This is a genomic window from Streptomyces sp. NPDC026522 (assembly GCF_055567555.1).
On sequence record NZ_JBVHQF010000001.1, the window covers coordinates 729618 to 741702 of the forward strand.

At 72.9% G+C, this 12085-nt stretch carries 13 protein-coding genes; 9 read left to right on the forward strand and 4 right to left on the reverse strand.

All coding sequences use genetic code 11. The annotated features are described in order from the left end of the window. Positions 1–10: 10 nt before the first annotated feature. On the forward strand, positions 11–364 hold the full coding sequence (locus ACZ4M3_RS03160; RefSeq protein WP_467729631.1) for an NTP pyrophosphohydrolase: 354 nt from the start codon (positions 11–13) through the stop codon (positions 362–364). A gap of 85 nt (positions 365–449) precedes the next feature. Here the strand turns inward: ACZ4M3_RS03160 and ACZ4M3_RS03165 are convergent, their stop codons facing one another. Further along, positions 450–1016: a hypothetical protein gene (locus ACZ4M3_RS03165; RefSeq protein ID WP_467729633.1), complete on the reverse strand. Its 567-nt coding sequence runs from the start codon at positions 1014–1016 to the stop codon at positions 450–452. 325 nt (positions 1017–1341) lie between these two features. Here ACZ4M3_RS03165 and ACZ4M3_RS03170 point away from each other — a divergent pair, with 325 nt between their 5' ends. Next, a complete protein-coding gene (locus ACZ4M3_RS03170) occupies positions 1342–1575 on the forward strand; it encodes a DUF397 domain-containing protein (protein WP_467729635.1) in 234 nt (77 codons plus the stop codon). Between the two features lie 91 nt (positions 1576–1666). Continuing rightward, positions 1667–2617: a helix-turn-helix domain-containing protein gene (locus tag ACZ4M3_RS03175; protein ID WP_467729636.1), complete on the forward strand. Its 951-nt coding sequence runs from the start codon at positions 1667–1669 to the stop codon at positions 2615–2617. A 16-nt stretch (positions 2618–2633) separates the two neighbouring features. Here the strand turns inward: ACZ4M3_RS03175 and ACZ4M3_RS03180 are convergent, their stop codons facing one another. After that, a complete protein-coding gene (locus ACZ4M3_RS03180; protein WP_467729638.1) occupies positions 2634–3509 on the reverse strand; it encodes an NmrA family NAD(P)-binding protein in 876 nt (291 codons plus the stop codon). An 85-nt stretch (positions 3510–3594) separates the two neighbouring features. After that, a complete protein-coding gene (locus ACZ4M3_RS03185) occupies positions 3595–4443 on the reverse strand; it encodes an SAM-dependent methyltransferase (protein ID WP_467729640.1) in 849 nt (282 codons plus the stop codon). A gap of 154 nt (positions 4444–4597) precedes the next feature. Here ACZ4M3_RS03185 and ACZ4M3_RS03190 point away from each other — a divergent pair, with 154 nt between their 5' ends. The 3 genes from ACZ4M3_RS03190 (at position 4598) to ACZ4M3_RS03200 (ending at position 9261) form a co-directional block, all read left to right on the forward strand. Further along, positions 4598–4975 (forward strand): YbjQ family protein, encoded by a 378-nt coding sequence (locus ACZ4M3_RS03190; RefSeq protein ID WP_467729642.1) that lies wholly within the window; start codon positions 4598–4600, stop codon positions 4973–4975. 178 nt (positions 4976–5153) lie between these two features. After that, positions 5154–8603, forward strand: coding sequence for an endo-alpha-N-acetylgalactosaminidase family protein (locus tag ACZ4M3_RS03195; RefSeq protein WP_467729644.1), 3450 nt, complete (start codon positions 5154–5156; stop codon positions 8601–8603). 19 nt (positions 8604–8622) lie between these two features. Next, complete coding sequence (locus ACZ4M3_RS03200) at positions 8623–9261, forward strand: class I SAM-dependent methyltransferase (RefSeq protein WP_467729646.1); 639 nt, start codon at positions 8623–8625, stop codon at positions 9259–9261. On the opposite strand, the gene ACZ4M3_RS03205 is transcribed toward ACZ4M3_RS03200, so the two are convergent. Beyond that, complete coding sequence (locus ACZ4M3_RS03205; RefSeq protein ID WP_467729647.1) at positions 9258–10109, reverse strand: helix-turn-helix domain-containing protein; 852 nt, start codon at positions 10107–10109, stop codon at positions 9258–9260. The genes ACZ4M3_RS03200 and ACZ4M3_RS03205 overlap by 4 nt on opposite strands. A 323-nt stretch (positions 10110–10432) precedes the next feature. Here ACZ4M3_RS03205 and ACZ4M3_RS03210 point away from each other — a divergent pair, with 323 nt between their 5' ends. The 3 genes from ACZ4M3_RS03210 to ACZ4M3_RS03220 are packed head-to-tail and all read left to right on the forward strand — an operon-like array spanning position 10433 to position 12080. Further along, a complete protein-coding gene (locus ACZ4M3_RS03210; protein ID WP_467729648.1) occupies positions 10433–10903 on the forward strand; it encodes an LPXTG cell wall anchor domain-containing protein in 471 nt (156 codons plus the stop codon). Positions 10904–10932: 29 nt separating this feature from the next. Next, the gene (locus tag ACZ4M3_RS03215; protein WP_467729650.1) at positions 10933–11550 is read left to right on the forward strand and encodes an RNA polymerase sigma factor; all 618 of its coding nucleotides are present in this window, start codon (positions 10933–10935) and stop codon (positions 11548–11550) included. Next, positions 11547–12080, forward strand: a complete 534-nt coding sequence (locus tag ACZ4M3_RS03220; protein ID WP_467729652.1) for a hypothetical protein — start codon at positions 11547–11549, stop codon at positions 12078–12080. Before ACZ4M3_RS03215 ends, ACZ4M3_RS03220 begins: the two co-directional genes overlap by 4 nt. Positions 12081–12085: the final 5 nt, after the last annotated feature.

The following is a 12085-nucleotide window of genomic DNA, read 5'->3' on the forward strand; positions in this document are numbered from 1 at the left end:
AGTCGTACCTGTGGACGTACTGATCGTGGACGCCGCGAACGTCGTCGGATCCGTCCCGGACGGCTGGTGGCGCGACCGGCGCGGCGCGGCCGAGCGGCTGCGCGACCGGCTCGCGCGGCGGGCGGCGGGCGAGGAGATCGTCCTCGTGGTGGAGGGCGCCGCCAAGGGCGTCGAATCCGTGCCCGGCGTACGGGTGGACGCGGCGCCCGGCAGCGGCGACGACCGGATCGTGGAGCTGGTGGCCGCCTACGCGGAACGGGGTGCTGCCGCCCTGGTCGTGGTCACCGCGGACCGGGAGCTGCGCGAGCGGGTGCGGGCGTACGGAGCGCGGTGCGCGGGGCCGCGCACCGTCCACCCCGGCTGACTGACGACGGCCGGGAGGCCGGCCCCTCGACGAGGAGCCGGCCTCCCGGCGGACCGTGCGGCGGATCAGCGGCCCGGCACGCTGATCAGCGGCACCACGGCACCGTGTCGAGGTTCTTCACGTAACGGGCGGCCACCCAGCGGTAGTCCTTGTCCTTCATCGAGGCCTTCTTGACGGACTTGCCGTTGTCGTTGCGGCCGTCGTTGGGGCTGAAGTCGTCACGGCTGTTCTCACGGCCGTTCTCACGGCTGTCGCCGTCCTCGCGGCCGTTGTCGCGACCGTTGTTCCAGGAGTCGCGGCCGTCGCCCTCGCCCTCGTTCCAGTCGTCCCGGTCCTTGAGGTTGTCCAGCAGGTACCACAGGTCGTTCCCGTCGACCCGCTCCCCGCGCTGCTTGCATTCGAGCGCGAGCCGCTGGCCCGGATCGACCTTGCCCAGGGAGTACGAGCGGGTGCTCGGCTGGCTGCGGATCGTCAGCCGGCCGGACGAGACGACCTTGCCCCAGATCTGCTCCCGCTTGGCGCTGCTGTGCTCCTGGTGTGCCGGGACCTCGGCCATCGGGTCCTCGTCGGCGATGGCGGCGCCCGCGCTGACGAGGCCGAGCACCAGGCTTCCGGCGGTAAGTGCGAGGACGGTCCTGGTGGGCTTCAGCATGAGCCGACTCCTCTACGAAGACAATCGCCCGGCCGCGCCACGCGGCCCGGGCCGGCGACCAGGCGGTCGCCACGGACGACTATGGCGACGGCAGGGCGTGACGCCCTGGCGGCACACCGCCGCTTAGCCCGATTTGCGCAATCCGGAAGTTTTGGTATACCTGGTTCGCTCGTGGGGCGATCCTCCGGGAAGCTTCGCTTCCGAGGCACCCTTTCGGGGGACTTCCGCGCCCGACCGTGCTGGCTAGCATTCTCATAACTGCTTGTCGGGCAATCCCATGTGCGATTGCCCGATCATGCGCGTCGGAACGAGGAGAGGTCCCATCATGCAGTTACGCAATGGCATCGTGGCGAGCGAGATTCCCGGTGCGGTCTGGGTGAAGAGCAGCGCCAGTGTGGGCAACGGCAACTGCGTAGAGGTGGCGGCACTGGCCGACGGCGCCGTGGCGATGCGCAATTCACGCTTTCCCGACGGGCCGGCCCTGATCTTCACGGCCGCGGAGATCGAGGCGTTCGTCGACGGTGTCAAGCGCTCCGAGTTCGATCAACTGACCGGATGAAGTCCAAGCCTTAGGCCAAAGGTTGGACGGACAGGCGACCACGCCCCATTCTGACGACTTCAGATCCGCCCCGGTCACATTGGAGTTCCGCATGCCCGCGCTGCCCGAACCCATGCCCGATCCGCAGTCCGGCTCCCTCCCCGGGCGGCTCCAGGACCCGCTCGCCCCGGTCCTGCCGCTCGGGAGGGAGCAAGGACGGGCGGCGGCCGCGCGGGTACTGGGCCAGGAACTCAGAGGATGGCGCGAGGCCCGCGGGCTCACCCTGCGGGACGTGGCGCCCGTCATCCGCGGATCCGTGTCGAAGATCAGTCGGCTGGAGCGCGGCGAGAGCCCGCCGAAGGCGCGCGACGTCCTCGACCTGGCCCGCCACTACGGGCTGGCCGACGAGGAGATGCGGACGGTCGAGCGGCTCCTGGAGCACGCCCAGGACTGCGAGTGGTACGAGCAGTACAGCGACGTGACCCCCACCTTCCTCAAGCGCCTGATCCAACTGGAAGGCGAGGCGCAGGAGATCTGCGTCTACGAGAACCTCGTGGTACCCGGGATCCTCCAGACCCCGGCGTACGCCAGGCACATGGTCAGGGCCGTGATGCCCAGCGCCTCCGACGACGAGATGGACCGCGTCGTACAGCTGCGCACCCAGCGCCAACTGCGGTTGATGGAAGGGCAGGTGCCGCGCCTGACGGTGCTGCTCGACCAGGGCGTGCTCCAGCGCCGCTGCGGCAACGCCGAGGTCATGCGCGAACAACTGCGGCACCTGCTCCGGGCCGGGGAGGTCGCCAAGGTCAACATCCGCATCCTGGAGATGTCCTGGGGCTACTCCGCGGCCCCTCCCTACCCCATCACCCACCTCAAGTTCGCCGACGGCGGACCGGGCGAGCTGGCGTACGTCGAGCACATCAACGGCGCCAACTACGTCACCCGCCCCCGCGCCCTGGACGACCACCGCAACGCCCTCAGCAACCTGCGCAAGGCCGCGGCGTCCCGCGAACGCAGCCGCCGGCTCATCGAAGAGGCACTCCGGCAGTACATGGAGAGCTAGGGAGTCTCCGGGACGCTCACCTCGTCAGCAGCGGGCGCAGCTCGGCATGGGCCCAGGCGCCGAGCCGGGTGGGAGTGGTGGTGAGCAGGTCGCGGGGCTGCTCGGGCACCAGATCGCGGGAGCCGGCCGTCATCCCGACGACCGCCTCCACCGCCGACGGCGGCAGCCCGGCCGCGCCCAGTGTCTCCCGTACCGCGTCGTCACCGACGGCTTCGAGCCGGACCGGGCGCCCCAGCGCCTCGGTGAGGATCCGCGCGACCTGGTGGAAGGTGAGGTCTTCGGGGCCGTGCACGGCCTGCACCACCCGGCCCCGCCAGGTGTCGCCGAGCAGCCGGGCCGCGACGACGTCCCCGATGTCGCGCGGATCGACCCACGGCATCGCGTGGCCGGGGTCGAACGCCGTGGTCAGCACGCCCCGGGAGAGCCCTTCCAGGTCCAGCAGCAGGTTGGTGAAGAAGTACGCGCACCGCAGGTGCAGCACGTCCGCGCCGGTGGCATCGAGTTGCTCCTCGATCCCGCCCAAGGCGTCGATGTGCCCGACGCCGTGCCGCCGCTCCGCCCCGATGCTGCTCAGCAGCACCACCCGCCCCACATCACCGGCCCGGGCGGCCGCCACCAACGGCGCCGCGGTCGACAGCGAGGCGTCGATCGGGTCCGCCGTCGTGTGGGGAGTGGGATCCACCCAGAAAACGGTTCGCACCCCCGCCACCGCCTCGCGGACGAACCCGGCGTCCGTCAGGTCACCCCGGCGCGCGTCGACCCGGTCGCGGGTCTCCTCGCCCAGCCGGGCCGGGTCCCGGACGAGCACGCGGGGGCGGACGCCGGCCTGGAGCAGCAGGCGCACGACGCGCGATCCCACGTGTCCGGTCGGTGTGGTGACCACGATGCTCATCGAGCCGTCCTCCTCCTGACTGGACCGTGTTTCGCGCGTGCGGGACCCCGCGCTCCGGAGGTGCGCCTGCCCCCGGCCGCTCAGGTCATTCCGCCGGGTCCCGGGGCGCCGGGAGGAGACGGCCCACGCCGCCCCACTCGACCCAGTCCTTCGGCCGCAGCTCCGGCGGCGGCGGGGAGGCGTCGGGGCGCCAGTCGACCACGTCGACGAGGTCCGGTTCGAGGATGTCCAGCCCGTCGAAGTACCGCCGCACCTCGTGGGGCTCGCGCACCCGCCCCCAGTGCCCGTGCGTGGTGACGTCCATCAGCCGGGTCACGTCCTCCCGTACCACCGGGTCCTCGCTGACGAGCTGGCAGATCACCAGGAAGCTGCCGGGCGGCAGCAGGGCCGCCGTCTTGCGCACGACGGCGGACGGGGAGCGGTCGTCGTCCGAGTCCGGGATGCAGTGCAGGACGGACACGAACAGGGCCGCGATGGGCTGCCCCCAGTCGAGAAAGCCCTTGGTGGCTTCGTGGATGCGCTCGGTGTCGCGCATGTCCATGGGCAGCACCAGGGTGCCCGCATTGTCGTGCAGCGTGGTCTGGGCGTGCGCGAGGACCATCGGGTCGTTGTCGATGTAGGCGACCTTGCAGTCCTTGTCGATGCGCTGGGCCACCTCGTGGACGTTGTCCTGGGTGGGCAGGCCCGATCCGTGGTCGAGGAACTGCCGGATCCCGTAGTCCTCGACCAGGATCCGTACGACGCGGCTGAGGAACGCCCGGTTGTTGCGGGCGAGCAACTGGGTACTGGGTGCGATCTCCAGCAGCCGGGCGCATGCCTCGCGGTCGCTGGCGTAGTTCTCCACACCGCCCAGGAGCCAGTCGTACATCCGGGCGACGCTCGGGGTGTGCATGTCGATGAACGGCTGCCGGGACGTGTTCGGCCCTAACTCCATGTGCCCTCCTTGATGGCCCCTCGGGGGCCGTGGCGCGGGGTGGCCCATGGTAGGGAGTTGCGGGGGGCGCGCGCCAGCAGCGCTCGCGCCTCCCGGCTCGCGGGGGCGCCCGCCCGGGATGCGCGCGCCCACCCCCGGCGCCACAGTGGGTGGCATGGGTATCGACGACTACGGCGGAGGCCCCGGGGCCGAGCAGACCGGGGTCCTGGTGGTGACGACCAACGACGCCCCCGGCTACCGGGTCGAGCGGGTCGTCGGGGAGGTCTTCGGCCTCACCGTGCGCTCCCGGCACCTGGGCAGCCAGATCGGCGCGGGCCTCAAATCGATGATCGGCGGGGAGTTGAGGGGCCTGACCAAGACGCTCGTGCAGACCCGCAACCAGGCCATGGACCGGCTCATCGACCAGGCCAAGGCGCGCGGCGCCAACGCGGTCCTGGCCATGCGGTTCGACGTCACCGAGGCCGCCGACACCGGTACGGAGGTGTGCGCGTACGGAACGGCCGTGGTACTGGCGCCCGAGGGCAGCGGCTGAGGCCGCGTCCGGGGTGTCCGGGGCCGGGGGCCGCCGCCGTAAGTCCACTACGGCGCTCCGCTTTGTCCATGGGCCCGCCCTGCCCGAGGTCCGCAAGCTGTCAGGTCAGTGAGCGGACCGCGGGGCTCCGGAGCCGTGCGGTCTTCCCCGCCAGGAAGCGCCGACTCCCGGAGGCCCGATGCGCACCCCCCTCTGGCCGGCCGCAGCCGCGGTCGCCGGTCTCATCGCCACCCTCGTCGTGTCCGTACCCGGACCCGTCTCCGCGGCCCCGGCGGCCGGGCCCCTGACCATCACCTCGCCCGAGCTGTCCGTGAGCGTCGACAGCGCCTTTCCCCGCGTCATCGGCTACACCCGGCGCGCCACCGGCGACGTACTGAACGGCAACGAGGACCCGCTCACCGCGATCGTCGTCAACGGCACCGCCTACACCCCCGCCGTGACCGCGTCGGCCTCCGCCTCCGCCGTCGACTACGCGCTCAGCTTCTCCGGAGTGACCATCAGGTCCCGGCTGTCCGTGGCCGGTTCGGTGGTCGAGTTCAAGGTCACCGCGATCGAGGACACCGCCGCCCTGCGCGTGCGCAGCCTCTCCGTCCCCGGCCACAGCCTGGTCAGCGTCCGCAGCGACCAGCCCGGCGCCGCGCTCTCCACCGCCCGCATGTACACCGCCACCACCGGCACCGGCGACACCTTCACGCCCGTCACCGCCGCCACTCCCGTGGACGCCACCGCGACCACGGTCATGTACGGGCTGGTCAACACCGGCAGGCTGGCCGCCGCCATCGACTCCAACTCCCTCTACGACCAGCCCGCGGGCGGCGTCGCCCGGGAGAACGGCCGCATCAGCAAACAGGTCACCGACAAGGGCTCCTACCGCCGGGCCGCCCTGTGGAGCGGGGACTGGCTGTACCGGGCCGCGGGCGCCGCCGACAACGACACCGAGCCCCTTCCGTACGCCCGGATCGCGATCACCGCCGACCGCAACGGAGACTCCGTCGTGGACTGGCAGGACGCCGCAGTCGCCTACCGGGACATCTGGACCCCGCCCACCGGCTGGCAGGACACCGCGAACCGGGTCGTCCAGCGCATCCCGTTCAACTTCGCCTCCCAGGCCACCCACCCCTTCGCGCAGACCCTGGACGAAACGAAGCGGGTCAGCCTCGCGACGGACGGACTCGGCCAGTTCGTCCTGCTCAAGGGTTACGCCTCCGAGGGCCACGACTCCGCGCACATGGACTACAAGAACATCGGCGCCAGGCTCGGCGGAGCGGCCGGTCTGAACGCCCTGACCACCGCCGGGCACGCCTACAACGCCGACTTCGGCGTGCACATCAACGCCACCGAGGAGTACCCCGTCTCCGCCACCTTCGACCCGGCCCACCAGAGCGGAGGGCTCGGCTGGGACTGGCTCGACCAGTCGTACTACGTCGACACCCGCAAGGACGGCCAGTCCGGGGAGCGGCTGAAGCGGCTCCAGGACCTCAAGGCGGCCGCCCCCGGCCTCGACTTCCTCTACGTGGACGTCTGGTACGGCGACGGATACGTGTCCCGCAAGCTCCAGCGCGAGATCGGCGGCCTCGGTCTCCAGCTCGCCACCGAGTTCCCCAACACCCTCACCGAGCAGTCCCTTTGGCACCACTGGGCCGCCGACGTCAACTACGGGGGCAGCGACCTCAAGGGCATCAACTCCACCATCGTCCGGTTCATCGCCAACCACGCCAAGGACGACTGGATCGCCCGCGACCCGCTGCTCGGCGGCGCGGAACTCGCCGCGTACGAGGGCTGGCAGGGCAAGAAGGACTACCCGGCCTTCCTGAACACCACCTTCGCCGTCAACCTGCCGACGAAGTTCCTCCAGGAGTCCCCGATCGTGAAGTGGACCGCCGACACGGTCACCCTCGCCAACGGCACCACCGTCAGCACCGCCGGCGGCACCCGCACCATCACCACCGGCGGCCGCACCGTCCTGCGCGGCGGCGCCTACCTCCTGCCGCGCGACGGCAAGCTCTACCACTGGAACGACGCGGGCGGTCCCACCACCTGGACCCTGCCGGCGGGCTGGAGCGCACCCAAGCTGTACCGGCTCACCGACACCGGACGCCGGCTGGTCGGCGACCTCACCGTCAGCCAGGGCCGGATCACCCTCGACGCCACGGCGAAGACCGCCTACCTCGTCACCAACGGCGCCGCGCCCGCCCAGGCCGACCCCCAATGGGGCGAGGGCACCCCCGTCAAGGACCCCTCCTTCTACTCCGGCGGCCTGAGCGCCTGGACGGTGACCGGCACCGGCGCCGCCGTCACCCGCAACGCCCAGGGCCAGAACGAGCTGACCATGGCCCCCGGCACCGCCCCGGCCGTGGCGCAGCGGCTCACCGGCCTGACGCCGGGCACCTACGCGGCTTCCGTCTGGGTCTCCACCCCCACCGGCCGGGCGGCCACCCTCACCGTCACCCCGGCCGCGGGCCCCGCCGCGTCCGTGTCCGCCGACTCCTCGCCGCTGACGAACAGCCTCGGCGGGAGCGAGAAGAACGGCACGGGCGCGCAGCGCATGAAGGTGCTGTTCGACGTCCCGGCCGGCCAGTCCACCGCCACCCTCACGCTGGCCGCCGCCACCGGACCGGGCACCGTCGCCCTCGACGACGTCCGGGTGGTCCGCTCGGCCCGTACGCCGCTCGGCGGCCACTACTTCGCCGAGGACTTCGAGAACACGGACGCCGGCTGGGGCCCGTTCGCCTTCGGCGGGGCCGGCGGCCCGGCCACCGACCCGCGCACCCACATCGCCCAGCGCAACGCCCCGTACACCCAGGCCGGCTGGAACGGGAAGCTGGTGGACGACGTGATCAGCGGCGGCAACTCCCTGAAGTCGCACGAGGAGCGGCCGGGCCTGGTCTACCGCACCCTGCCGCAGACGCTCCGCCTGACGAAGGGCCGCACGTACAAGGTGTCCTTCGCCTACGAGAACGGCTTCGGCGGCGACTACCAGTTCATCACCGGCTCGGGCACCGCGGAAACGGCCACGGCACTCGGCCAGGCCCGCACCGCCACCACCTTCACCAGGACGTTCACCGCCGGAGCGGACGCCTGGATCGGTGTACGCAAGGTCACGGACGAGGACTCCCACAACGAGGCGGACCTCGTCCTCGACGACCTCACCGTGGACGACCTCGGCACGGGCGGCGGCGGTGAACTCCTCGTGCCGCAGGGCGCGATGAGCGTCAAGGCCGTCGACAGCCAGGAGACGGCGGGCGAGAACGGCAGCGCCGCCAACGTCCTGGACGGCAGCAGCGCCACCATCTGGCACACGCAGTGGTACGCGGCCACCGCGCCGATGCCGCACGAGATCACCCTGGACCTGGGCGCCTCCTACGACGTCTCGGCGCTGCACTGCCTGCCCCGGCAGACCCAGAGCAACGGGCGCATCGCGGACTACCAGGTGTTCACCTCCGCCGACGGCGTGAACTGGGGTCCGGCGGCGGCCTCGAGCAGGTTCGCGGACAGTGCCGGACAGCAGGACGTCTCCTTCTCGCCCCGGACGGCCCGGTACGTCAGACTCAAGGCGACGAGCGAGGTGAACGGCAACCCGTGGACCTCGATGGCCGAGCTCAACGTCGGCTATCTGCCGCGGACATGAGAGGGAACGAGGCATCGCGATGAGTGGATCCGAGTCGGCGGCCGAGGTGTTCGACGCGCTCGCGGAGCGCTACGAGGAGGCGTTCGGGCGGGTGCCCGCGCAGCTGGAGGCCCTCGACTGGCTCACCGGCCGGCTGCCCGCCGGGGCCCGGGTGCTGGACGTCGGCAGCGGCACCGGCCGGCCCACCGCCGAGCGGCTCGCGGCGGCGGGCTGCGCGGTGACCGGGATCGACGTCTCGCCCGCGATGGTCGCCCTCGCCCGCGAACGGGTCCCGCGGGCCCGCTTCGAGCAGGCGGACGTGCGCACCTACACGCCCGGGGAGGGCGGCTTCGACGCGGTGTGCGCCTTCTTCCCGCTGCTGATGATGGAACAGCGGGAGGTGGCGGCCTCGTTGGCCCGGATGGCCTCGTGGGTGGCGCCGGGCGGGTACCTCGTCCTCGCGACGGTGCCGGGTGACATCAGCGGCCTCCCCATCGAGTGGATGGGGCACCGGGTCACCGTGAGCAGCCTGTCCGCGCAGGAGTACACCACCCGGATCGAGTCGGCCGGCCTGGAACTGCTGCACCACGACACGAGCCTGTTCCACCCCGAGGGCGGTCTCGCCGACCCGGAGGAGCACCTGTTCTGCTACGCCCGCCGCCCCGGCGCAACGGCCTAGAGGCGGGGATCACGAGCGTCGTTGACGGACTGCTGGGCGCGGAAGCGGCCCGGCGCCATGCCGACGCGGCGGCTGAAGAGCCGGCTGAAGTAACCGGGGTCGTCGTAGCCGACCCGCCGGGCAACCCCGGCGACCGGCAGGTCGGTCCGGGCCAGCAGCTCCTTGGCCCGGCTCAGTCTGATGCCGAGGAGGTACTCCTTGACGCCCTCGCCGGTACTGCGCCGCACCGCCCCGCGCAGTTCCGGCAGCGGTATCCCGAGCCGCGCCGCGTGCTCGGCGACGGAGATCGGCAGCAGCGCGTCCCGGGCCAGGGCGTCCATCACGGCGTCGCCGTGCCGGGACACCTCCGCACGGGCGTAGCGCAGGGCCACCAGCAGCCCGTGCACGGCCGCCGCCGCCTCCACCTCCAGCAGCGGGCCGCCGGTGCGGGCCGCGCGGAGGATCCCGTCCACCACGTGCCGTATCCCGGCGGTCCCGCTCAACGGGACCAGCGGGCGGTCGGGGGTGAGGTAGCCGAGGTCGGTGTAGGCGGCCACGCTGTGGCCCGTGAAGTCCACGAAGCACTCGTCCCAGCCGGTCCGCGGGTCCGGTCCGTAGTGGTGTTCGACCCCGGGCACCAGCCACAGCAGCGCGGGCGCGGTCACCGGCTGCGGCGGGCGCCCGGCGTGGCTGAACCACCCCTGCCCCCGGGTGACGACGACCGCCACGTGGTGGTCGAGCGCCCGCGGCCCGACCACGGGCAGCCTGCCCTGCTGCACCCCCACGCCCAGGCAGACCAGCCCGAGCCGCCGGTGGTTGGCGGTGGGGGAGAAGTACCGCATCCAACTGCTGTACGGGGGTGTCGGCATCTGCGGATTGTGATCCACCGTCCCGGCCCTCCTCAAGGGGCGGCCGTCGCCGCTCCCGCCCCGGCCGCGGTGAGCCGCCCGACGCAGCCGGCCGCGGGCTGCCACCGTGCGGCACCAGGAGAGCAGGCCGACGACCGCCGTCAGTATGATGGCCGGTCCTCGGCACCGACCCTTCAAGCGGTGCGCCGGATCCCCCCCCGCCGACGGGGTGAAAAGTTTTTCCGGCACACCGGCAACCTCGCGGGCACTCGCGCGTCGTGCGGGGTGTAGGGCGTAGATCCGCGTCCTCGTCCCGACCGCACCGACCGTGGAGAACAACCGTGATGAACCTGAAGCGCGCCACCCTGTCCGCCTGCCGGGCAGCGCTCGTCACCGCTGCCGCCGCCGGAGTGGCCGTCGCGCTCGGCGGCCCGGCCCTCGCCCAGGCGACGCCGTCCGTCTCCCCGACGGTCGCCCCCAGCAGCGCCCCGGTGCCGACCGGCAGCGGTACGCCGAGCGCGGTCCCCACGGCGCCGGGCCACAGCGGTACGCCCAGCGCCGCCCCGAGCGCCGTCCCCACGGCGCCGAGCCGCAGCGCGACGCCCAGCGCCGTCCCGACCCAGCCCCCCGCCACCCCGACGGTCGCGCCGGGCAGCGCGAACCCGAGCGCCGCGCCGTCCGGAGTGGCCGGTGGCTCCGAACTCGCGCACACCGGTTCCTCCGCGACCACCATGGCCCTCGGTGCCGGGGCCGCCGGGCTCATAGCCGTCGGGGCCGGAGCCCTGTACACGGTGCGGCGCCGCACCGGCAACTGAGGACGTCAGTGTTCCCACTCGCTCCCACGATGAGCCCCTTCGCGCCCGGCTTCGGCCGGGCGCGGCGGGGCTTGTGGTCGTTCCTGCTGCGCCGCGACGTGCCCGCGCCGGCCGTCCCCGCGCCCCCGTACCAGCGCCAGGGGTCCGGTAGTACGCCGTCGGCACCCACCGTCACCGACCTGTACCACGCGCACCGGCTCGGCATGGTCCGGCTGGCGGTGCTGCTCGTGGACGACCTGGCCACGGCGGAGGACGTGGTCCAGGACGCCTTCACCGCCCTGTACCGCCGGCACGGGGAGCAGATCAAGGGCGTGGACAACGCGCTGGGCTACCTGCGCACGGCGGTCGTCAACACCTCGCGCTCCGTGCTGCGCCGCAGGCGGACGGCGCGCGCCTGGATCCCGCCCGTGACGGCCGACGTGCCCTCCGCCGAGGCGTCCGTCGTACTCGACGAGGCACACCGCGAGGTGCTGGCGGCACTGGGCCGGCTGACGCCGCGCCGCCGCCAGGTACTGGTGCTGCGGTACTGGGCTGAGCTCAGCGAGGCGGAGATAGCCGACACCCTCGGGATCAGCCGGGGCGCGGTCAAATCGAACGCGAGCCGGGCTCTGGACGCGCTCGAACGGATCCTGGAGGGACGGATATGACGCACGACGGCGACCGTCCGGTCGAACACCGGCTGCGCCAGGCCCTGGCCGGGCGGGCGCGCACGGTCACCGTCCGCGACCTGCGGCCGGCTGACCCGCCGGGCTCCTCGAAGCGCCTGCCGGTGGCGGCGGTGTGGCTGCGGCGCCTGGCCTGGCCGGCCGCCGGGCTGGCCGGAGCCGCGGCCGCGCTGGCCGGGTACCTCGTGCTGGGGCCCGAGCAGGGGCCGGCCAGGCCGGTGCCGCCCGCGGCGCCCGCCGAGATCCCTTCGCCGACGCCGAGCGTGCGGGCCCCCTCGCCCGGGCCCAGCGCGGTCCCCTCGCCGGTTCCCACGCCGCCCCCGACGGCGCTGCCGAACGGGAGGACGACACCGACCACGGTCCGTACGGGCGCCCCTTCGGCGTCCGCGTCGCGGCCCGCGCCGCCGCCCTCCGGCCGGGCGTCGGCGTCGCCGACGCCCACCGGAACCGGGCAGCCCTCGTCGGCCCCGGGGGTCGGACAGCCCTCCTCGGCCGCCGACGGCAAGCCTTAGGGGGC